Origin of the sequence: Leclercia sp. 1548, from assembly GCF_050435045.1 — a bacterium.
GTDB lineage: Bacteria > Pseudomonadota > Gammaproteobacteria > Enterobacterales > Enterobacteriaceae > Enterobacter > Enterobacter adecarboxylatus.
In genome coordinates, this window is the sequence record NZ_JBNDJP010000001.1 from 544,857 (window position 1) to 566,130 (window position 21,274).

At 55.6% G+C, this 21,274-nt stretch carries 20 protein-coding genes; 3 read left to right on the plus strand and 17 right to left on the minus strand.

Annotated features, from left to right (window positions below; all coding sequences use genetic code 11):
- Window positions 1-143: 143 nt before the first annotated feature.
- From ABIE02_RS02675 to yceD, 13 genes are all read right to left on the minus strand, one after another.
- The gene (locus tag ABIE02_RS02675; protein ID WP_032617559.1) at window positions 144-938 is read right to left on the minus strand and encodes a metal-dependent hydrolase; all 795 of its coding nucleotides are present in this window, start codon (window positions 936-938) and stop codon (window positions 144-146) included.
- A gap of 10 nt (window positions 939-948) precedes the next feature.
- Window positions 949-1,953, minus strand: coding sequence for a DNA polymerase III subunit delta' (holB, locus tag ABIE02_RS02680; RefSeq protein WP_336994752.1), 1,005 nt, complete (start codon window positions 1,951-1,953; stop codon window positions 949-951).
- Window positions 1,950-2,591: a dTMP kinase gene (gene tmk, locus ABIE02_RS02685; RefSeq protein ID WP_032617556.1), complete on the minus strand. Its 642-nt coding sequence runs from the start codon at window positions 2,589-2,591 to the stop codon at window positions 1,950-1,952. The genes holB and tmk overlap by 4 nt, the downstream gene beginning before the upstream one ends.
- Window positions 2,581-3,603 carry a cell division protein YceG gene (gene yceG / locus ABIE02_RS02690; protein WP_130589023.1) on the minus strand — a complete coding sequence of 341 codons (1,023 nt, stop codon included), beginning with the start codon at window positions 3,601-3,603 and terminating at the stop codon, window positions 2,581-2,583. The genes tmk and yceG overlap by 11 nt, the downstream gene beginning before the upstream one ends.
- 2 nt (window positions 3,604-3,605) lie before the next feature.
- The gene (gene pabC, locus ABIE02_RS02695) at window positions 3,606-4,415 is read right to left on the minus strand and encodes an aminodeoxychorismate lyase (protein WP_336994753.1); all 810 of its coding nucleotides are present in this window, start codon (window positions 4,413-4,415) and stop codon (window positions 3,606-3,608) included.
- A gap of 142 nt (window positions 4,416-4,557) precedes the next feature.
- Window positions 4,558-5,799, minus strand: coding sequence for a beta-ketoacyl-ACP synthase II (fabF, locus tag ABIE02_RS02700; protein ID WP_130589025.1), 1,242 nt, complete (start codon window positions 5,797-5,799; stop codon window positions 4,558-4,560).
- A gap of 92 nt (window positions 5,800-5,891) precedes the next feature.
- Complete coding sequence (gene acpP, locus ABIE02_RS02705; protein ID WP_003857954.1) at window positions 5,892-6,128, minus strand: acyl carrier protein; 237 nt, start codon at window positions 6,126-6,128, stop codon at window positions 5,892-5,894.
- 154 nt (window positions 6,129-6,282) lie between these two features.
- Window positions 6,283-7,017, minus strand: coding sequence for a 3-oxoacyl-ACP reductase FabG (gene fabG / locus ABIE02_RS02710; RefSeq protein ID WP_032617552.1), 735 nt, complete (start codon window positions 7,015-7,017; stop codon window positions 6,283-6,285).
- A 13-nt stretch (window positions 7,018-7,030) separates the two neighbouring features.
- The gene (gene fabD / locus ABIE02_RS02715; RefSeq protein WP_032617551.1) at window positions 7,031-7,960 is read right to left on the minus strand and encodes an ACP S-malonyltransferase; all 930 of its coding nucleotides are present in this window, start codon (window positions 7,958-7,960) and stop codon (window positions 7,031-7,033) included.
- 15 nt (window positions 7,961-7,975) lie between these two features.
- Complete coding sequence (locus ABIE02_RS02720; protein WP_032617550.1) at window positions 7,976-8,929, minus strand: beta-ketoacyl-ACP synthase III; 954 nt, start codon at window positions 8,927-8,929, stop codon at window positions 7,976-7,978.
- Between the two features lie 6 nt (window positions 8,930-8,935).
- The gene (gene plsX, locus ABIE02_RS02725; RefSeq protein ID WP_071886466.1) at window positions 8,936-9,970 is read right to left on the minus strand and encodes a phosphate acyltransferase PlsX; all 1,035 of its coding nucleotides are present in this window, start codon (window positions 9,968-9,970) and stop codon (window positions 8,936-8,938) included.
- 79 nt (window positions 9,971-10,049) lie between these two features.
- A complete protein-coding gene (gene rpmF, locus ABIE02_RS02730; RefSeq protein WP_003857964.1) occupies window positions 10,050-10,223 on the minus strand; it encodes a 50S ribosomal protein L32 in 174 nt (57 codons plus the stop codon).
- 16 nt (window positions 10,224-10,239) lie between these two features.
- A complete protein-coding gene (gene yceD / locus ABIE02_RS02735; RefSeq protein ID WP_032617547.1) occupies window positions 10,240-10,761 on the minus strand; it encodes a 23S rRNA accumulation protein YceD in 522 nt (173 codons plus the stop codon).
- Window positions 10,762-10,902: 141 nt separating this feature from the next.
- Between yceD and ABIE02_RS02740 the strand changes: the two genes are divergently transcribed.
- On the plus strand, window positions 10,903-11,487 hold the full coding sequence (locus ABIE02_RS02740) for a Maf family protein (RefSeq protein ID WP_032617546.1): 585 nt from the start codon (window positions 10,903-10,905) through the stop codon (window positions 11,485-11,487).
- A gap of 77 nt (window positions 11,488-11,564) precedes the next feature.
- On the opposite strand, the gene rluC is transcribed toward ABIE02_RS02740, so the two are convergent.
- Window positions 11,565-12,512, minus strand: a complete 948-nt coding sequence (rluC, locus tag ABIE02_RS02745) for a 23S rRNA pseudouridine(955/2504/2580) synthase RluC (protein WP_059308268.1) — start codon at window positions 12,510-12,512, stop codon at window positions 11,565-11,567.
- Window positions 12,513-13,083: 571 nt separating this feature from the next.
- On the opposite strand from rluC, the gene rne reads away from it, so the two are divergent.
- Entirely contained in the window at window positions 13,084-16,260 is a 3,177-nt protein-coding gene (gene rne, locus ABIE02_RS02750) for a ribonuclease E (protein WP_059308269.1), read from the plus strand.
- A 40-nt stretch (window positions 16,261-16,300) separates the two neighbouring features.
- Here the strand turns inward: rne and ABIE02_RS02755 are convergent, their stop codons facing one another.
- Window positions 16,301-17,239, minus strand: a complete 939-nt coding sequence (locus ABIE02_RS02755) for a LysR family transcriptional regulator (RefSeq protein ID WP_059308270.1) — start codon at window positions 17,237-17,239, stop codon at window positions 16,301-16,303.
- A gap of 109 nt (window positions 17,240-17,348) precedes the next feature.
- Between ABIE02_RS02755 and ABIE02_RS02760 the strand changes: the two genes are divergently transcribed.
- Window positions 17,349-18,563, plus strand: coding sequence for an MFS transporter (locus tag ABIE02_RS02760; RefSeq protein ID WP_032617542.1), 1,215 nt, complete (start codon window positions 17,349-17,351; stop codon window positions 18,561-18,563).
- 78 nt (window positions 18,564-18,641) lie between these two features.
- Here ABIE02_RS02760 and flgL read toward each other — a convergent pair whose 3' ends face one another.
- A complete protein-coding gene (gene flgL, locus ABIE02_RS02765) occupies window positions 18,642-19,595 on the minus strand; it encodes a flagellar hook-associated protein FlgL (protein WP_059308271.1) in 954 nt (317 codons plus the stop codon).
- 14 nt (window positions 19,596-19,609) lie between these two features.
- Entirely contained in the window at window positions 19,610-21,256 is a 1,647-nt protein-coding gene (gene flgK, locus ABIE02_RS02770; protein ID WP_059308272.1) for a flagellar hook-associated protein FlgK, read from the minus strand.
- Window positions 21,257-21,274 lie beyond the last annotated feature (18 nt).

The following is a 21,274-nucleotide window of genomic DNA, read 5'->3' on the forward strand; positions in this document are numbered from 1 at the left end:
TCAGCGTAAGGCAGCTGAAAAACTTTCAGATATTTACAAAATTAATTGCCAAATGTTTCAAGAAAGCGCTTCACCGCCCCCACATGGGCGGTGAACTTTACTCGTTTTGGCTATTAATTACGAGCCATAAAAAAATAGATTAATCATGCAGATTGCAGGCGGGAGGGATCGATGTGAAACAGGCTGGCAAAGTTATCGGTGGTAATGCGTGCCAGTTCTGCAACGTCGACGCCTTTCAAAACGGCCATGTACTCGGCCACATCCCGTACCATCGCGGGTTGATTCTCTTTGCCGCGGTGCGGTACCGGTGCCAGATAAGGAGAGTCTGTTTCCACCAGCAGGCGATCGAGCGGAACGTAACGCGCAGCATCACGAAGCTGCTCAGCATTACGGAACGTCACGATCCCGGAAAACGAGATATAAAAACCCAAATCCAGCAGCTTACCCGCTGTTTCTCTGTCTTCTGTGAAACAGTGTAGTACGCCGCCGCAATCCGTCACCTTTTCTTCTTGCAGGATCGCCAGCGTATCAGCGCGCGCATCACGGGTGTGGACAATCACCGGTTTATTCAACTCCCGGCCAATGCGAATATGGTCGCGGAACGATTCCTGCTGGCGGGCTTTGGTTTCCGGGGTGTAGAAATAATCCAGGCCGGTTTCACCCATCGCCACTACGCCCTCTTCCGCCGCCAGACGGCGCAAATCTTCAACGTCGTACGCTTCATCCTGGTTCAGGGGATGCACGCCGCAGGAGAACACCACGTTGTCGCGTACGCCCACCAGTTCACGCATGGTTTTGTAACCCGGTAACGTCGTGGCGACCGCCAGACAAAATTTCACATCGCGGGCGGCGGCTTTTGCCAGCACGTCATCGACGTTTTTATGCAGGGATTGATAATCCAGGCCATCGAGATGGCAGTGTGAGTCGACTAAAAACATAATGTCTCTCTCAGAGATAGGATGCAGGCAGCGTTGTGCCCGGTTGCAGGTAATGCTCGATTGTGAGTAACAGGTCGGTCAGGACAAGCTCCCGATTCAGCCCCGTTACGCTTAGTAGTTGTTCCCGACACTGGCAGACATCATGAAGGATAGCCCGTAACGCCACACCTGGCAGGCGCTGCGCCAGACTATTAACGAGCGACCAGGCATCGACATTGCTGACAAGGGTTGCTCCCTGCTGAATTTTAAGGGCATCCAACAGCAGAGCCGCCAGCCAGTGCAGGCGATCGGGTGCCTGATCATGGTTGAGAGCCGGGAGCAGGCTCAGCCAGTCGCCGCTGTCTGCCACTCCGCCGAGCGCGTGACAGAATTGTTCCCGTTGCGTCTGGACGTTGGGCTGCAGCAATGCCAGCGCCGCGGCAGGTGCCCCGCCGCTCAGGCGCAGCGCGCTTAACGCCGCTTCCTGTGACGTTGTCACTTCTCGTGCAAGCCAGCTGATAGCCCAGGCCTCCTGCGGCACGCTAAGATGATGCAGACGACAGCGGCTGCGAAGGGTCGCCAGGAGTCTTCCAGGCTCACGGCAGGCCATCAGGAACCAGGTATTTTCCGGCGGCTCTTCAAGAGTCTTTAACAGCGCGTTGGCTGCTGCCTCGGTAAGCTGGGCGGCATCCTTCAGCCACACGACTTTCGCCCCGCCGAGCCGCGCGCGCTCGTACAGCTTTTCACTGATGGCGCGCACCGCATCAATACCCAAGGTAGTCTTGCCCTTCTCCGGCTCCAGCGCGTAATAATCCGGGTGCGTTTCTGCCTGCATCAGCTGACAGCTACGGCACTGACCGCAGCTTTTGTATCCCTGCGGCTGTTGGCACATCAAAAAACGGGTGATGGCGTAGATCAACGCCTCATCGCCCATGCCCGGCAGCGACTGGATCAGTAACGCATGATGCCCCCGACCGGACTGATAGCTGTTCACCAGCTGTTCAAAGTGCGGGCGCAACCATGGATACCATTTCATGCCTGTTGTTCCTTCAGCCAGTCAGTGACTGTTTTGCGAATGTCGTTCATTACGTCTTCAAGCGGCTGGGTCGCATCGATGGTGCGGATCGAAGGGTCCTCGGCGGCCAGCTCACGGTAACGGGCGCGGGTGCGATTAAAGAAGTCCAGCGACTCCTGCTCAATACGATCAAGCTCGCCGCGGGCGCGGGCGCGTTTCAGACCCACTTCGGGCGTCACATCGAGATAGAGCGTCAGGTTCGGACGGAAATCCCCGAGCACCGCATCGCGCAGTGTGCCGAGCATATGCTGATCAATGCCGCGTCCACCGCCCTGATAGGCCTGGGTGGAGAGATCGTGACGATCGCCAATCACCCAGCATCCCCGCGCCAGCGCGGGTTTGATCACGGTTTCAACCAGTTGGACACGCGCGGCGTAGAACATCATGACTTCGGCTTTATCGGTAATGACCTCATCCCCGACCGATTTGATGTCCAGTACCAGGCTACGCAATTTTTCAGCCAGCTGAGTGCCGCCCGGTTCGCGGGTGAAGATCATCTCTTCAATGCCACACTGTTTGAGCGTCTCGACCACCACGTCACGTGCGGTGGTTTTCCCGGCGCCTTCCAGCCCCTCAATGACGATGTAATTACTGCGCATTTTTTTCCTTACGTGCCTTCAGATAGTCCTGAACTGAACGATTATGACTGGCAAGATTGGTGTTAAAAGTGTGTCCACCCTTTCCGTCCGCGACGAAATAGAGATACGGCGTTTTTGCAGGATGCGCGGCGGCATTCAGCGATGCCTGCCCCGGTGTGGCGATTGGCCCCGGCGGTAAGCCGCTAATGACATAGGTATTATAATCGGTCGGGGTTTCCAGGTCTTTACGGGAAATATTGCCCTTGTAATTTTCCCCCATACCGTAAATCACCGTCGGATCGGTTTGCAGACGCATGCCGATACGCAGGCGATTGATAAATACCGAGGCAACCTGATCCCGCTCACTAGCGACCGCCGTCTCTTTCTCGACGATCGAGGCCATGGTGACGAACTGGTTTTGATCTTTATACGGCAGATTTTTCATCCGCCCTTCCCAGGCTTTATCCACCGCAGCGACCATTTTTTTATGCGCACGTTGCAGCAACGCCACATCGGTAGTGCCTGCGGTATACATCCAGGTGTCCGGCCAGAACCACCCTTCCACCCACTCAGGATGCTCAAACTTCAGAACCTGAGCAACGGTGGCGTAGCTATCATCCTGCAGGGTGTGCTTGATGTAAGGAGCTTCCCGCAGCTGCTTCAGGTAATCGCTCAGGCGCATCCCTTCCACAAAACGCAGCGGGAACTGCGCCTCTTTACCGCTCTCCAGCAGCTGCAGCAGTTCCTTGACGGTCATCCCCGGCGTAAAGCGATACGTGCCCGCCTTGAAATGCGACAGCTCCGGCTGCACACGTAATAACCACTGGAACACCCGTGGGCGATTAATGATCTTCTCGTTATACAGCTGCTCACCCAGCGCCAACCGTCCGGTGCCCGGTTTCAGGGTAAAAATGGTCTCCGTCTCGATCAGGATTTGGCTGCCCGCCAGCTGGCGAACTTTCCACATCCCCACCCCAGCGGCAATGCCCAGCACGACAAGGATGAGGAGAATAAAGCGCAACATTTTCTTCATGACTATCTGATTTGCTCACACTGAGAGGCTAAAAAAGCGTACAACTCACGCGATGAAAAACGTTGAGAACCATACTGGCGAACCGGCACGACGGGCATCAACGCATTGCAGACCACCATTTCGTCGGCCTCAGCCAGTACAGCCTCCCGGGCGTGTATTTCGACAACGCGATAACCGGAGTGTGCCAGCTGTTGCAGACAAAACTGGCGCATCAGGCCGTTAACGCCTGCCTGGTCCAGCCGGGGGGTAAAAACATCTTTCCCGTTACGCCAGAATAAATTTGCCGCACAGCATTCCGTAACGACCCCTTCACTGTCAAGAACCAAGGCCTCATCCGCATCGGTCTGTTCAAGATGGGTGCGGATCAGCACCTGTTCAAGCCGGTTCAGGTGCTTAACACCGGCAAGATGTGGGTTACGTCCCAGCCGCACCGGGCTTAACTCAAGCGTTATGCCCTCGCGACGCCAGCCATCATAATGGGCGGGATACCCCGACACCGAGAGGATTCGGACGGGATGCAGGCAGTTCGCCGCGCTGTAGCCTCTGCCGCCGCTTCCCCGGCTGATAATGACCTTCAGCACGCCACGCTCGTTTCCCCGCGCAAGCTCTACCATCTCACGCTGTAATTCTGCCCACGCAACGAAAGGGATAAGCAGTTTTTCACAGGCCATTTGCAAGCGCTGCAGATGGGCATCCAGCAGACAGACCTGGCCCGCAGCAATGCGTGCCGTCGTGAAGCAGCCGTCACCAAACTGTATAGCCCTGTCGCTCGCGGGCAATGTTTCCTGTGGTATGCCATTGATCAAGAACATGATGGCTCCTTTTGAATGGGCGAATAGTCTGGCAGGAAGGAGGGCCGTGGACAAGGGAATAAAACCGAATAAAAAAGGCCCGACAAGCGGACCTTTTTTATCAATTTGCCGGGAAGGCGATCGGCCGCCCCGGCTGTCAGCCTCAGACCTTCTTAAAGATCAGAGAACCGTTGGTGCCGCCAAAGCCGAAGGAGTTACACAGGGTGTACTCCAGACCGCTGACCTGACGCGCTTCGTGCGGAACGAAGTCCAGATCGCAACCGTCATCCGGGTTATCCAGGTTGATGGTTGGCGGAACAGCCTGATCGCGCAGCGCAAGGATGGAGTAGATTGATTCTACTGCACCCGCCGCACCCAACAGGTGGCCGGTCATGGACTTGGTTGAGCTGACCATCACGCGGCGGGACGCATCGCCAAACACAGACTTAACGGCCTGCGCTTCAGCTTTGTCGCCTGCTGGCGTGGAGGTACCGTGCGCATTCACATAGCCAATCTGGCCCGGTTCGATACCCGCATCGCGGATCGCGTTAACCATTGCCAGCGCAGCACCTGCCCCGTCTTCCGGCGGAGAGGTCATGTGATAAGCGTCGCTGCTCATGCCGAAACCAACGACTTCTGCATAGATTTTTGCGCCGCGTTTTTTGGCGTGTTCGTACTCTTCCAGCACGACCATACCCGCACCGTCACCCAGCACAAAACCATCACGGTCTTTATCCCACGGACGGCTTGCCGCCTGCGGGTTATCGTTGCGGGTAGACAGGGCACGTGCAGCGCCAAAACCGCCCACACCCAGCGGGGTACTGGCTTTTTCTGCGCCGCCTGCAACCATCGCATCGGCATCGCCATAAGCGATGATACGCGCCGCCTGGCCGATGTTATGCACACCGGACGTACAGGCAGTGGCAATCGAGATGCTAGGACCACGCAGGCCAAACATGATGGTCAGATGACCTGCCACCATGTTAACAATCGTTGACGGAACGAAGAACGGGCTGATTTTACGTGGACCACCATTTACCAGAGAGGTATGGTTTTCCTCAATCAGGCCAAGACCGCCAATCCCGGAGCCGATAGCGGCACCGATACGGGTTGCGTTCTCTTCCGTAATTTCAAGGCCAGAATCCTGCATGGCCTGAACGCCAGCGACAATTCCATATTGAATGAAGGCGTCCATCTTGCGCTGTTCTTTGCGCGAGATGATCTCTTCACAGTTAAAATCCTTTACTAAGCCAGCAAATTTCGTTGCATAGGCGCTAGTATCGAAATGGTCGATTAGGCTAATGCCACTCTGACCGGCAAGGAGAGCGTTCCAGGTAGACTCTACGGTATTGCCGACAGGAGATAACATGCCAAGTCCGGTCACAACTACACGACGCTTAGACACGCTTGTCCTCCAGGGAGGGATAAAAAAAAGAAAAACGAGGGACTACAAAAGAAAAAACACAGGCGGTCGAATGACCGCCTGGAGATGCTCACTTACGCCTGGTGACCGTTGATGTAATCAATGGCAGCCTGAACGGTGGTGATTTTCTCAGCTTCTTCGTCCGGAATCTCAGTATCAAACTCTTCTTCCAGAGCCATTACCAGCTCAACGGTGTCAAGAGAATCTGCGCCCAGGTCTTCAACGAAGGAAGCGGAGTTCACAACTTCTTCCTGCTTAACGCCCAGCTGTTCGCCGATAATTTTCTTAACGCGTTCTTCGATAGTGCTCATACTCTTAAATTTCCTATCAAAACTCGCTTTCGCGATGGTTTTCGTAGTGTATAAAATGTTGAAAAATTTGCAACTAAATCCCGGCAGGTCTTACCACGATTTTACGTTATTTTGAGGCCATTGACCCTAATAACGCAAATATTTTCTATCGTGATTAAACCATATACATCCCGCCATTGACGTGGAGAGTTTCACCAGTGATGTAACTCGCTTCGTCAGAGGCTAAAAATGCAACCGCGCTGGCGATTTCTTTAGGGTCGCCTAAACGACCCGCTGGAACTGCCGCCAGCGTACCCGCACGCTGCTCATCGGTCAGCGCACGCGTCATGTCCGTTTCAATAAAGCCCGGAGCAACAACGTTTACAGTAATTCCGCGGGACGCAACTTCGCGTGCCAGAGACTTACTGAAACCGATCAGACCTGCTTTCGCCGCAGCGTAATTAGCCTGACCAGCATTTCCCATGGTACCAACCACAGAACCGATAGTGATAATACGCCCATGACGCTTCTTCATCATAGCTCGCATTACCGCTTTTGACAGACGGAACACAGATGACAGGTTGGTTTCGAGAATATCGCTCCACTCATCATCTTTCATTCGCATCAATAAGTTGTCGCGAGTGATTCCGGCATTATTGACCAGAATATCCACTTCGCCAAATTCTGCGCGAATATTTCCCAGAACAGATTCGATAGATGCAGGATCGGTCACATTCAACATCAAACCTTTACCGTTCGCACCCAGGTACTCACTGATCGCCTGCGCGCCGCTTTCGCTGGTCGCGGTGCCGATAACTTTCGCGCCGCGCGCGACGAGGGTTTCAGCGATAGCACGGCCAATACCGCGGCTTGCACCAGTGACCAGTGCGATTTTTCCTTCAAAACTCATGGTATTCCTCTTCTTACTGCGTGAGTGCCGCTGACAGGGCTTCCGGCTCATTAATAGCCGAGGCAGTCAGGGTATCAACAATACGCTTGGTCAGACCGGTGAGAACTTTACCCGGACCGACTTCATACAGGTGCTCAACGCCCTGGGACGCCATAAACTCAACGGTTTTGGTCCACTGAACCGGGCTGTACAGCTGGCGAACCAGCGCATGGCGAATGGCCTCTGGCGCGGTTTCGCACTGCACATCAACGTTGTTTACCACCGCAATGGTTGGCGCGTTAAAGGTGATTTTTTCCAGCTCTACCGCCAGCTTCTCAGCAGCAGGCTTCATCAGCGCGCAGTGTGACGGTACGCTCACCGGCAGCGGCAGCGCACGTTTGGCGCCCGCAGCTTTACAGGCTGCGCCTGCACGTTCAACCGCTTCTTTATGACCGGCGATAACCACCTGGCCCGGCGAGTTGAAGTTTACCGGAGAAACCACCTGACCTTCTGCAGATTCTTCACAGGCTTTTGCAATGGAAGCATCATCCAGACCAATAATGGCTGACATGCCGCCCGTACCTTCCGGCACCGCTTCCTGCATGAATTTACCGCGCAGCTCAACCAGACGCACGGCATCAGCAAACGCAATCACCCCGGCGCAAACCAGCGCAGAGTATTCACCCAGGCTGTGACCGGCCAGCAGTGCTGGCGTTTTGCCGCCCTGCTGTTGCCATACGCGCCACAGTGCGACCGATGCGGTCAGCAGTGCAGGCTGGGTCTGCCAGGTTTTATTCAGCTCTTCGGCTGGCCCTTGCTGGGTCAGCGCCCAAAGATCATAGCCCAGTGCATCCGACGCTTCACGGAAGGTCGCTTCGATGACTGGATACTGCTCCGCTAAGCCGGACAACATTCCAACGGCCTGAGAACCCTGGCCGGGGAACACAAAAGCAAATTGCGTCATTTTTTTATCCTTATACTAGAAACGAACCAGCGCAGAACCCCAGGTGAAACCGCCACCGAAGGCTTCGAGCAAGACCAGTTGGCCTCGTTGAATGCGTCCATCGCGCACCGCTTCGTCAAACGCGCAGGGCACGGATGCTGCAGACGTATTGCCATGACGATCCAGCGTCACCACAACGTTATCCATAGACATGCCGAGTTTCTTCGCCGTGGCGCTAATAATGCGCAGGTTCGCCTGATGCGGCACCAACCAGTCAAGGGCGGAACGCTCCAGATTGTTCGCTGCCAGCGTCTCGTCAACGATGTGCGCCAGCTCTGTGACCGCCACTTTGAACACTTCGTTACCGGCCATGGTCAGATAGATGGCGTTGTCCGGGTTAACACGATCGGCGTTTGGCAACGTTAACAGTTCGCCGTAGCTACCGTCAGCATGCAGATGCGTGGAGATGATGCCGGGTTCTTCAGATTGTCCTAACAGGACAGCCCCTGCGCCATCACCAAAAATAATGATCGTCCCGCGATCGGTTGGATCGCAGGTGCGCGCCAGCACGTCAGCACCGATCACCAGCGCATTTTTCACCGCGCCAGATTTTACATATTGATCGGCAATGCTCAGCGCATAGGTAAAGCCTGCGCACGCAGCGGCAACGTCGAACGCCGGGCAACCTTTGATCTCCAGCATGCTCTGAATCTGGCACGCTGCGCTCGGGAAGGCATGCGTTGCAGAAGTTGTCGCAACGATAATCAGGCCGATGTCGTCTTTATCGACACCCGCCATTTCCAGCGCACGCTGTGCGGCTTCATAGCCCATGGTGGAAACTGTTTCATCTGGCGCGGCAATACGACGTTCGCGGATACCTGTACGCGTGACGATCCACTCGTCAGACGTATCTACCATTTTTTCCAGATCGGCGTTGGTTCGCACTTGTTTTGGCAGATAGCTGCCGGTACCTAAAATCTTCGTATACATGTACGCTCAGTCACTTTTTGCTAATACAGATCCCAGGCGAGCGGCAATCCGCTGTGGGACTTGTCGCTGCACCGCCTGCACTGCCTGTTCAATCGCGACGGCAAACGCTCGCTGATTGGCCGCACCGTGACTCTTAATCACAATGCCGCGCAATCCTAACAGACAGGCGCCATTATACTGGTCGGGGTTGAGGTGACTGAATCGCCGCGCCAGGCTCTTTTGTAACCAACGCTTCAATAAAATCAGCCACCATGACCGTTTTTTCCCCTCTCCCTGCGATTTAAGCAGAGAAAGAAACATCCTCACCACCCCTTCCATGGTTTTTAATGTAACGTTTCCTGTAAACCCGTCACACACCAGTACATCCGTTTTTCCGGTCAATAATTCGTTGGCTTCGAGATATCCAATATAGTTGATGGACGGCTCATTTTTTAGCCGCTCGGCCGCCTCACGGATGCTGTCGAGACCTTTCGTCTCTTCTTCACCAATATTCAGCAGAGCAACGCGGGGATGAGAAATCCCTACCACTTCCTCTGCCAACACCGAGCCCATTACGGCAAACTGCGCCAGCATCACGCTGTCGCAGTCAACGTTAGCGCCTAAATCCAGCACCACCGTTTTGCCCTTTTGCTGGTGCGGCAATACCGTCACCAGCGCCGGGCGCTCAATCCCCTCAAGAGGTTTGAGCAGTAATTTTGCCAGCCCCATCAGCGCGCCGGTATTACCGGCACTAACGCACGCCTCGGCACGGCCCTCTTTCACCAGCTCCAGCGCAATGCGCATGGAGCTTCCGCGACTGCTGCGGATCGCCTGTGAGGCTCGAACATCACTGGCAATAACTGACTGGGCAGGAATAATCTGCAGACGTGAACGTTGTTCAAAGTCAGCTTTTGCAAGTAATGGCGTGATAGCGTCGGGATTGCCGACTAAAAGGAGAGTGAGTTGCGAATTAGAGTTCAGTGCCTGCAATGCTGCAGGCACTGTCACGGAAGGGCCAAAATCTCCCCCCATGACATCTAACGCCAGGGTTAGACGTGTCAAGGTATCGTCGCAGCCTGGTTCGGTATATCCCCGTTTTCACGGGGAAACCCTCACTAAGCCTAATCACGCAAACGCGTGATTACTTAGTGATAACCTTGCGGCCGCGGTAGAAACCGTCAGCGGTGATGTGGTGACGCAGGTGTTTTTCACCAGAAGTCTTATCTACAGACAGGCTGGTAACTGCAGTCAGCGCGTCATGGGAACGACGCATGCCACGTTTGGAACGGGTTGGTTTATTCTGTTGTACGGCCATGGACCTTACTCCTTAATTACTTACGCTTTAAACTGGCTAATACGGCAAATGGGTTTGGTTTTTGCGCTTCATCAGGCAGTTCCCCAAAGACCATGTCCGCCTCGGACACTTCACAGTGTTCAGAATCATGCACCGGAACTACAGGCAAGGTGAGGATGATTTCATCTTCAACCAGCGCCAGCAGATCGATTTCACCGAATTCGTTAACCTCAATCGGCTCATACGCTTCCGGGAGTGCTTCAGCCTGTTCGTCTGAACGAACCGGACTAAAACAATATGTTGTGTGAACATGAAGTGGGAACGGTTTCCCGCAACGCTGACATTCGAGCGTGACCGACACCTTTGCATCACCGGTAATAACGGCAAGGCGCTGGGGATCGATCTCAAACGACATGGAGCATTCCACATCACTGTCCACACTGACTACGGATTCGGCGATACGCTCAGCCTGGTCACGAGTATAAATACCTTCGTAATCGAGGCGTTTTTGAGCCGTACGAACCGGATCAAGAGTCAGGGGTAATTTTACCTTTTGCATAGGGCGCGCATATTAACTTTGTAACGTCATAGAGTCAAAGAAAAAGGCAACCTCAGGCTGCCTTTTGCCATTTATTCGCACACATTGCGGCCTGTAGTTTAAAATGGCTGGCATCGATACGCTATATCTGGTGAAAAAAATATGCCAAATCTCATTCTTGCCTCCACATCACCTTACCGCCGCGTGTTGCTGGAAAAGCTCGGAGTTACCTTCGAATGCGCCGCGCCGAACGTGGATGAAAGCCCACAACCCGGTGAATCGCCACGCCATCTGGTGGTCCGTCTGGCTCAGGAAAAAGCGAAAAGTCTGGCAGCGCGATTCCCCGATCATTTAATTATAGGTTCCGATCAGGTTTGCGTCCTGGATGGAATAATTACCGGCAAACCACACACCGAAGAGAATGCCCGCCAGCAACTGCTGAAAGCGCGCGGCAGTATTGTCACCTTCTACACCGGCCTGGCACTTTATAATTCGTCTACGGGCCATTTACAGACGGAATGCGAGCCGTTTGACGTTCACTTCCGCCATCTCAGCGAACAAGAAATTGACGACTACGTCCGAAAAGAGCGGCCATTAAATTGCGCGGGCAGTTTTAAAAGTGAGGGACTGGGTATTGCTTTGTTTGAGAGACTGGACGGGCGAGACCCGAACGCGCTGGTGGGATTACCGCTGATTGCGCTGTGCCAGATGCTGCGTCGGGAGAATTACAACCCGTTGATGGCGTAGCCATCGGCCTCGCCCTGCGGCGCTACGCTTGCACGGACCTACGCTTTGTAGGCCAGCTAAGCGCAGCGCCCCGGCAATTAACCGCGCAGAATGCTCAGGCAGCGCTTCAGCTGATCATCCAGCGGCGCTTCGACTCGCATCACCTCGCCAGTACCCGGATGGGTAAACTTTAACGCGGCGGCATGCAGGAACAGACGCGATAAACCCGTCCCGGCCAGCTGTTTATCAAATTCACGGTCGCCATAGCGATCGTCAAAGGCGATAGGATGGCCCGCATGCTGCGTATGAACGCGGATCTGGTGGGTACGCCCGGTCACCGGGCTGCAGCGCACGAGGGTGGCAAATTCATAACGCTCTTCCACCTTGAACCGGGTTTCCGACGGTTTGCCTTCCTGACTCACACGAACGATACGCTCACCGCTTTGCAGAATGTTTTTCAACAGCGGCGCCTGCACCACTTTGACATGGGACTGCCACTGTCCGCGCACCAGCGCGAGGTAATCCTTCTGCATTCCTTTCTCACGCAGCTGCTCGTGCAGCGAACGCAGCGCCGACCGTTTTTTCGCGACCAGCAGCACGCCGGAGGTGTCGCGATCAAGACGATGAACCAGTTCAAGGAAGCGGGCTTCTGGGCGCAGCGCACGGAGACCTTCAATCACGCCAAAGCTCAACCCACTGCCGCCGTGGACGGCCGTGCCAGAGGGCTTATTGAGCACCAGAATATGATCGTCTTCATACAGAATCACATTCGTCAGCGCGGCGACTTTGTTCAGATGCGGCGACACCGCCTCCTCTTCCCGCTCGGCTACGCGCACAGGCGGGATGCGAACTTCATCACCCGCTTCAAGTTTATATTCCGGTTTGATGCGCTTTTTATTCACGCGCACCTCACCCTTACGCAGGATGCGATAAATCATGCTCTTTGGCACACCCTTCAGTTGGGTGCGCAAAAAGTTGTCAATGCGTTGCCCCGCTTCATCTTCGGTAATGGCAACCATTTTTACGGCTGGAGTCTCTGTTTTCATGGGGGGCGATTCTAATTATCGTCAGCCATTAGCGCCACTCATTTTTCTATGCTTATATTTAGCTCTACCCGGTCAGTGTTTCGTTCACGCAATCGATTTGGTGGTTATTAAACCAATCCTGCGAAGGAAGTGAAAAAACTGTGAGTAACCGGGTGATAATTGGCAAAAGTCATCTTGCTATAACCCGGTTAGCAATGGAATAATGCTGCTGTTTTCCGTGTTAAATCCTGGTTAAGTAAGGATGTCGACGGAATGACCAATTTTGTCTGACCGATCATCCACGCAGCAATGGCGTAAGACGTATTGATCTTTCAGACAGTTAGCGGGCTGCGGGTTGCAGTACTTACCGGTAAATGGAATCTTCTCTGGAGAGTTTTACCCAGGCTATTCCCCTGATAATCGCGCTGTATTTCCGTATGAAATATAGGCAACCGACACTTTGCGCCTCTTAAGCGAGCGACAACCGTGAGGTTGGCGACGTGAATAGACACGAGGCCATCGGTTCATACCCCGGAAAGCGTCACCTTGCCCGCAGCTTAGTCGTCAATGTAAGAATAATGAGTAAGTTACGATGAAAAGAATGTTAATCAACGCAACTCAGCAAGAAGAGTTGCGTGTCGCCCTTGTGGATGGGCAGCGTCTGTACGATCTGGATATCGAAAGTCCTGGACACGAACAGAAAAAAGCGAACATTTACAAAGGCAAAATCACCCGCATCGAACCCAGCCTTGAAGCCGCATTTGTAGACTACGGTGCCGAGCGTCATGGTTTCCTCCCCCTAAAAGAGATTGCTCGCGAATACTTCCCTTCTAACTATAACGCCCATGGCCGTCCGAACATCAAAGATGTCCTGCGTGAAGGCCAGGAAGTTATCGTTCAGATCGATAAAGAAGAGCGTGGCAACAAAGGCGCCGCGCTGACCACCTTTATCAGTCTGGCAGGCAGCTATCTGGTACTGATGCCAAACAACCCGCGCGCGGGTGGCATCTCTCGCCGCATTGAAGGCGACGACCGTACCGAACTGAAAGAAGCGCTGGCCAGTCTTGAACTGCCAGACGGCATGGGCCTGATTGTTCGTACCGCAGGCGTAGGCAAATCTGCCGAAGCGCTGCAGTGGGACCTCGGCTTCCGCCTGAAGCATTGGGAAGCGATTCAGAAAGCCGCTGAAAGCCGCCCTGCCCCGTTCCTGATCCACCAGGAAAGCAACGTTATCGTACGTGCCTTCCGTGACTATCTGCGTCAGGACATCGGTGAAATTCTGATTGATAACCCGAAAGTGCTTGAGCTGGCTCGCCAGCACATTGCCGCGCTGGGTCGTCCTGATTTCACCAGCAAAATCAAACTGTACACCGGTGAAATCCCGCTGTTCAGCCACTACCAGATCGAATCGCAGATTGAATCCGCCTTCCAGCGTGAAGTCCGTCTGCCATCCGGCGGTTCTATCGTTATCGACAGCACCGAGGCGCTGACCGCCATCGACATCAACTCCGCACGTGCAACCCGCGGCGGCGATATCGAAGAGACGGCGTTCAACACCAACCTCGAAGCGGCAGATGAGATTGCGCGTCAGCTGCGTCTGCGCGACCTGGGCGGTCTGATCGTTATCGACTTCATCGACATGACGCCAGTACGTCACCAGCGCGCGGTGGAAAACCGTCTGCGTGAAGCGGTGCGTCAGGATCGTGCGCGTATTCAGATCAGCCATATCTCCCGTTTCGGTCTGCTGGAGATGTCCCGTCAGCGCCTGAGTCCGTCGCTGGGTGAATCCAGCCACCACGTCTGCCCACGCTGTAGCGGCACCGGCACCGTGCGTGACAACGAATCTCTGTCACTCTCTATCCTGCGTCTGATTGAAGAAGAAGCGCTGAAAGAGAACACCAAAGAAGTCCACGCCATTGTGCCTGTGCCGGTCGCCTCCTACCTGCTGAACGAAAAACGTGCCGCGGTAAGTGCTATCGAAGCCCGTCTGAGCGGCGTACGCTGCGTGATCGTGCCTAACGACCAGATGCAAACCCCGCACTACTCCGTGCTGCGCGTGCGCAAAGGCGAAGAGACTTCAACCCTGAGCTACATGCTGCCTAAGCTGCATGAAGAGGCGATGGCTCTGCCGTCCGAAGAAGAGTACGCCGAGCGTAAACTTCCAGAACAGCCTGCTCTGGCGGCCTTTGTGATGCCAGAAGCCCCACCTGCGCCTGCGCAGGAGAGCACCGTTGCCAAACCAGCAGCAGCTAAACCTGCGGCAGACGTCAGCCAACCGGCAGCGCAGCCTGGCCTGCTGAGCCGTTTCTTCAGTGCCCTGAAGAAAATGTTTGCTGGCGAAGAGCCACAACCTGCCCCGGCGCCGGTTGAGAAGAAAGAAGAGAAACAGGAGCGTTCACCGGATCGTCGTAAACGTCAGAACAACCGCCGTGACCGCAACGAGCGTCGCGATAACCGTTCAGACAACAACGAAGGCCGTGAAGGCAATGAAAGCCGTGACAATCGCGATAACCGTGAAGGCCGTGAGGGTCGTGAACGCCGCGAAGGACGTGACGATAACCGTCGCAACCGCCGTGAGAAGCCGCAGCAGAACGCGGAAGATCGTGAAATTCGCCAGCCGGCCGGCGAGGAGTCTGAAAAGAGCAGATCGCGTGATGAGCAGCAGCCACGCCGCGAGCGCAACCGCCGTCGTAATGATGACAAGCGCCAGGCGCAGCAGGAAGTTAAAGCGCTGAATCGCGAAGAAGAGACCGTGCAGGATGCGGATCAGGAAGAGCGTGTTCAGGTCATGCCACGCCGTAAGCAGCGTCAGCTGAGCCAGAAAGTCCGTTTCGAGTCTCAGACCGACGAAGCAGCTGTTGAAGCGGTAGCGCCACAGGTTGAACCCGTTCAGAGCACCGAACTGGCAAAAGTCGACCTGCCTGCGGTCATCGAAAATGCCCCTGAACAGGAAGAGACCACCGAAGGCCGTGACAATGCGGGTATGCCGCGTCGCTCACGTCGCTCCCCGCGTCATCTGCGCGTGAGCGGTCAGCGTCGTCGCCGTTATCGTGACGAGCGTTATCCGCTGCAGTCGCCAATGCCGCTGGCAATCGCCTGTGCGTCACCAGAAATGGCCTCCGGCAAAGCCTGGATCCGTTATCCGGTTGCACGTCCTCAGGAGCAGCAGTTTGACGAGCAGAACGTGACGGCCGAAGCGGTTGCCCCAGTCGCGCCAGTGGTTGATGAGGTTATCACCGAGGCTGCGGCAGTTGTTATCCCTGAGCCACAGCCACAGACTGCTGAAGTGGAAACGTCACACCCGGAAGTGATTGCCGCGCCTGTTACTGAACAGCCGCAGATCATCGCCCCTGAAGATGTGGTTGTCGCAGAGCAGGTAGTGGAAGACGTTAAGGCTGCCGAGCCGGTTGAAATTACCGCGGAAGCCGTGGAGCCACAGCCAGTTGTAGAAGTGGAAGTGGAAACGCAAGTTCAACCTGAAGTTGAGATTGCTGTTGAACCTGTTGCTGAAGAGAAACCTGAAGTCGCTGAAGTGAAAGCGCCGGAAGTGAAACCAGCACCAGCGCCCGTTGCTCAGGTTAACGAGGGTGTTCACCACGCCACTGCGCCAATGACCCGCGCGCCAGCCCCGGAATATGTGCCTGAAGCCCCGCGTCACAGCGACTGGGTACGCCCGGCGTTTGATTTCGAGGGTAAAGGTTCAGCAGGTGGTCACAGCGCAACGCACCAGGCGACCGCGCCTGCCACGCGTCCACAGCCGGCTGAATAAGCCCGCTTAAGCGCAAAAGCCGACCTTCGGGTCGGCTTTTTTATTGCTTCTGTTCTGGCCTGCGCATACCGGCGATTTCAGGCATCACCTCTCGCATCATCTCCAGAAAGCGACGAAGGCGTGCCGGATAATAGCGTGACCACGGATAAACCAGATGAACCGGCAACGCGGCTGGCTGCCAGTCGGGCACCAGGTGCACCAGCCTGCCCTCACGAATGTCAGCTTCTACCGTCCAGCTTGATACCACCGCCACCCCCAACCCGGTTAATGCGCTTTTACGCGCCACGTACAGGCTGTCCGTACTCAACCGTGGAGAGATAGCCACCCGCAGCGATTGCGGGGTGCCCGCGCGGAACAGCTCCACGTGCTCACGATAAAACGTATTGAGTGCCACCCAGGGCAGCGCAGAGAGATCTTCTGGCTTCTCAACAGGCGCATGGCCAGCGAGCAACCCGGGCGAGGCAACGACACTGCGCGGAACCTCGGCAAGCAACACCGATACCGTGGCGGGGTCGATCTCCGCTCCCACACGGATGGCGCAGTCAATATTGTCACTCAGGAAATCGGCCGAGCGGTCGTTGAGCATCCACTCCACATTCAACCGCGGATAGCGCAGCAGAAACGCCGTTAACGGTTCCAGCAATTGCTCTTGCCCGAAGGCATGAGGGGCACGGACGCGAAGCACGCCCACGGGTTCATCTTCCGTCTGCCCGACGTCGTCCTCAAGCGCATGCCAGCTGTCGATTACCCGCCGGGCGTGCTGGTAGCAGCGTTCCCCATCATCGGTCAGCTTCATGGCATGCGTGGTGCGCAGGATCAGGCGCACCCCAAGCAGCGTCTCCAGCGATTGCAGGCGACGGCTCACGGTGGCCTGGGTGGTGGCCATCTGTACGGCAGCAGCGGAAAGGGAGCCTGTTTCGATGATGCGCACGAAGGTTCGCATCAGTTCGACCCTGTCTATACGCTCTGAGCGTTTCATGATTTATCCGGTTATACGTTACACGTATAAGTGTTTTAACACTGCGCCTGCTACCACCGCAAGCCGGGCTGGTAAAGAATAGCGACACACCCGAAATGAGGAACTGCATATGAACACCAGCACCTTAACCCCAGCCGTCAGCCGTTGGGTCATTTTTATCCTTGCCATCGGCGCAGGATTCAGCGTCGCGTCCATCTATTATGCCCAACCGCTGCTGCCGCTGATGGGCACCGATCTGCATCTCAGCATTGAAGGGATGGGGATGGTGCCAACACTGACCCAGGCAGGCTATGCGCTGGGTATCCTTTTCCTTCTGCCACTGGGCGATCGCTATGACCGTCGCACCCTGATAGTGGTAAAAAGCATTGCGCTGGCGGGATTGCTGCTGGCCTGTAGCCTGACAGGGCAGATTCACTCGCTGCTGTTGGTCAGCCTGCTGATTGGGATGGCGGCCACCATGGCGCAGGATATCGTTCCGGCGGCGGCGATTCTGGCCCCGGAAGGCAAACAGGGGAAAACCGTCGGAACGGTCATGACTGGCCTGTTGCTGGGGATCCTGCTCTCCCGTACGGTGAGCGGCGTCGTGGGTGAAGCCTTTGGCTGGCGCGTGATGTATCAACTGGCGGCGGGCAGCATTGCCATTCTTGCCGCCGTGATGTGGCTGATTCTGCCCCGTTTCGCGGTGCATTCAAACCTGCGTTATCCAGATTTGATGCGCTCAGTGGTGCACCTGTGGCGTCGTTATCCGGCGCTGCGTCGGGCCGCTCTGGCGCAGGGCTTCCTCTCTATTGCCTTCAGCGCCTTCTGGTCTACGCTGGCAGTGATGCTGATGGAACACTATCAGTTGGGCAGTGCGGTTGCGGGGGGATACGGGATTGCCGGTGCCGCAGGTGCCCTGGCAGCGCCGCTCGCAGGTGGCCTGGCTGATAAACTGGGCGCCGGTAAAGTCACCCAACTGGGTGCCGCGCTGGTGACCGTCTCCTTCGCCCTGATGTTCCTGATGCCCGCTCTTGGCGTACACGGCCAGCTGATCCTGATCGCGGTCTCTGCCGTCGGATTTGATCTCGGCCTGCAGTCAAGCCTGGTTGCCCACCAGAATCTGGTTTATGGCCTCGAGCCGAAGGCACGTGGTCGTCTGAACGCCCTGCTCTTTACCGGCGTGTTTATCGGGATGGCGCTGGGGTCGGCGCTGGGTAGTCAGCTGTATACGATGGCTGGCTGGCCGGGTGTGGTTGCCCTGGCAACGGTGACCGCAGCCATCGCCCTGGCCATTCGTCTGGCAGAGAGCGCCCGCACCAGCGCCTCAGTGATGCAGAATTCCTGAAAAAAAAAGCCCAATCCGCGCAAACGGATTGGGCACAGAACATAACCAGTTTCAAGTCATGTCCAAAGGTCAAGACGGTTATCTGTTGAGCTGGAACAGAGACATACCCTGCATATCGCTGAACGCTTTGTAGGAAGCCTGAAGCGCAGCCTGCTGCATGGTGTAAGACGAAATCGCTGCGTTCCAGTCAACGTCAATGAGATCGCTCATCTGCTGGGTCTGACTTAACGTACGGTCTTCGCCCAGTGAATCTAAATTATCCAGCTCTTTTAACTTGGTACCCACATCAGCAACTACGGTCAAAATGTTGTTCTGTGTGTTTTTGATGCTGACACCTGCAGTCGTCAGGGCGTCAGTCAGGGCTTGCGCTGCGGTGGCGTCATCATCCACCGGTGTTTTCAGTGCAGCGATAGCCGTATCGAGCGTTTTGAAAAGATTGGTTTGCCCAAAGCCGCCACCCGGAACTTCGTCGGCATTACTGGTAATGCTTTCAAATACCTGCTTACCGGTATGGCTGATCATCATGGTTCTGGCGGAATCCACCTGCTGATAAATCGGCTCATCTCCGCCAAGATATTCACCTGTCTCCGCGTCAAAAGCGGGAGCTTCAGTTTTATACCCGGCGAAAATAGAACGGCCATTGCCATCGGTCGAGTTAGCCAGGTTCATAAGCTGATCGCGGATGCCTTTCAGGTCAGCGGCAAGGGACATACGGTCATCGTCACTCAGCGTAGCGTTACCCGCATAAACCATTTTTTCCTGTACGGAAGCGATGGCCGTCGTCACCTGACTCAATACGCTATCTTCAAGTGAGGCTTTCTGGGTGGCAAAAGAGCGGGCCAGCTTGAACTGGCTGTTCTCCGACTGCGCTTGGGACAACACCACGGCCTGCGAGGCCGCGATCGGATCGTCCGAAGGACGGTTAACACGTTTACCGGTGGACATCTGCTCACCGTAACTCAGCCACTTGCTCTGGGAATCGGTGATCCCACGCATGTTCTGCTGATACATCATCTGGGTGCTAATACGCATCGTTGACCTCGGCCTTAGCGAATATTAATTAACGCGTCAAAGAGCGTACTGGCGGTTTGCAGCACCTGGGCATTGGCCAGGTAGTACTGCTGGAAACGCTGCAGGTTGCCGTACTCTTCGTCGAGATTAACCCCGGAGATCGACTGCTGCTGGTTGCTCAGCTGCGTCGCCACGTTTGCCTGGGTAGCGCTACTGGTTTTCAGCGTCGCGGTTTTGCTGCCGACGGTACTGACCAGTGAGGCATAGGCATCGTTAAAGGTTTTGTTGCCGCCCACCACTTTGGTTTTCTGCAGATCCAGCAGCGCCTGACCATTGCGGTTATCACTTTCACCGCCGGCTGCATCAGAGGCGAGAGCCAGCTTCGACTCATCTTTGATCGCCAGATCCATATTCACGATGGCATTGGCGACAGGCTTAACGATAAAGCTGTCTTTTTTATTCGCCGCGCCCGATACGTTGACCGTCAGCCCATCGAAGGACAAGTTACCGTTGCCGTCGTTGGTAGCGGTGACCGTGGTTTTATCGGAGAGACGGGTGATCTGCCAGTTGGAGCCATCAAACTCCATCTTGTAGTCGGTGGCCTGTACCTTAGCGCTGTCTGCAACGTTGATCGTCGCGTTGACGGAAGCCGAACCGCTATTTTTGCTGTTAGCCAGCACCGCCGGAGCACCGATATCAAATAATTTCTCGCCGGCCTCGCCTTCTGCGTCAAAGCCCTTTGCATGCTGACTGTTCATCGAGTTTGCAAAGGAGAGCGCCAGCTGGTTAAGAGTGTTGCGCGCAGTGTCCAGCTCTTCGGTACGGAAGGTTAACATCCCGCCCAGTGAGCCGCTGGTCAGCAGCTTTTCCGGGATCTCGACCGGGCCAGAGGTGCCATCCACAAACGCCACTGTGGTACGGGACGGGTCGGCGCTGGACTTCACGGCTGCCAGCTGGTTAGAGGTGCTGCCCTGGACCAGGTTGTAGCCGTTACCGAAGGAGACGTTATAGGTGCCGCCATCCTGGACCGAGACGTCAACGCCCACGATCTGGTTCAGCTCGCTCACCAGCTGGTCACGCTGATCGAGCAGGTTGTTCGGGGAAGCCCCTGCACCCACGCCGGTCAAACGGGAGATCTGGTCGTTGAGGTTCGCAATCTGCTTCGCGTAGTTATTGATCTGATCCACGCTGGTGCCGATAGCAATGTTGATCTGCTTATCCTGATCGCGCAGATACTGATCGTTCACCTTGAACTGGTTCACCAGGCCCGCGGCCTTACCCAGTACGGTCTGACGCGCCGCCGGATCTTCGGCGTTGCTCACCAGGGTCTGCAGGCTGCTGAAGAAGTCCTGCAGCGTCGACGCCAGGCTGTTTGTGCTGCCGGACAGAACGTCGTCAATTTTGGACATCTGCTGGTAGCGGGTGGTCAGGGCGCTGCTTTGGTTCTGCGCGGCGCGCAGCTGGTTGGTAATGAATGAATCATATTCGCGCTGTACCCCGGAGACATACACGCCGTTGCCAACCCAACCGCCGCCTGTCAGGGTGCTGTTTGAGGCGCTCAGCACCGTGGTCTGACGGGTGTATCCCGCCACGTTGTAGCTTGAAATGTTATTACTGGCGGTATTCAACGCAGCCTGTGCCGCGCTGAGGCCACTCATGGCGCTGTTGATCAAACTGGACATGGGGGTTCCTTTTATACT

Bases quoted from the DNA above. Each gene is read 5' to 3' on its own strand.
- ABIE02_RS02675 (WP_032617559.1), bottom strand. From the start codon at position 938: ATGTTTTTAGTCGACTCACACTGCCATCTCGATGGCCTGGATTATCAA.
- holB (WP_336994752.1), bottom strand. From the start codon at position 1,953: ATGAAATGGTATCCATGGTTGCGCCCGCACTTTGAACAGCTGGTGAAC.
- tmk (WP_032617556.1), bottom strand. From the start codon at position 2,591: ATGCGCAGTAATTACATCGTCATTGAGGGGCTGGAAGGCGCCGGGAAA.
- yceG (WP_130589023.1), bottom strand. From the start codon at position 3,603: ATGAAGAAAATGTTGCGCTTTATTCTCCTCATCCTTGTCGTGCTGGGC.
- pabC (WP_336994753.1), bottom strand. From the start codon at position 4,415: ATGTTCTTGATCAATGGCATACCACAGGAAACATTGCCCGCGAGCGAC.
- acpP (WP_003857954.1), bottom strand. From the start codon at position 6,128: ATGAGCACTATCGAAGAACGCGTTAAGAAAATTATCGGCGAACAGCTG.
- fabG (WP_032617552.1), bottom strand. From the start codon at position 7,017: ATGAGTTTTGAAGGAAAAATCGCACTGGTCACTGGTGCAAGCCGCGGT.
- fabD (WP_032617551.1), bottom strand. From the start codon at position 7,960: ATGACGCAATTTGCTTTTGTGTTCCCCGGCCAGGGTTCTCAGGCCGTT.
- ABIE02_RS02720 (WP_032617550.1), bottom strand. From the start codon at position 8,929: ATGTATACGAAGATTTTAGGTACCGGCAGCTATCTGCCAAAACAAGTG.
- rpmF (WP_003857964.1), bottom strand. From the start codon at position 10,223: ATGGCCGTACAACAGAATAAACCAACCCGTTCCAAACGTGGCATGCGT.
- yceD (WP_032617547.1), bottom strand. From the start codon at position 10,761: ATGCAAAAGGTAAAATTACCCCTGACTCTTGATCCGGTTCGTACGGCT.
- ABIE02_RS02740 (WP_032617546.1), top strand. From the start codon at position 10,903: ATGCCAAATCTCATTCTTGCCTCCACATCACCTTACCGCCGCGTGTTG.
- rluC (WP_059308268.1), bottom strand. From the start codon at position 12,512: ATGAAAACAGAGACTCCAGCCGTAAAAATGGTTGCCATTACCGAAGAT.
- rne (WP_059308269.1), top strand. From the start codon at position 13,084: ATGAAAAGAATGTTAATCAACGCAACTCAGCAAGAAGAGTTGCGTGTC.
- ABIE02_RS02755 (WP_059308270.1), bottom strand. From the start codon at position 17,239: ATGAAACGCTCAGAGCGTATAGACAGGGTCGAACTGATGCGAACCTTC.
- ABIE02_RS02760 (WP_032617542.1), top strand. From the start codon at position 17,349: ATGAACACCAGCACCTTAACCCCAGCCGTCAGCCGTTGGGTCATTTTT.
- flgL (WP_059308271.1), bottom strand. From the start codon at position 19,595: ATGCGTATTAGCACCCAGATGATGTATCAGCAGAACATGCGTGGGATC.
- flgK (WP_059308272.1), bottom strand. From the start codon at position 21,256: ATGTCCAGTTTGATCAACAGCGCCATGAGTGGCCTCAGCGCGGCACAG.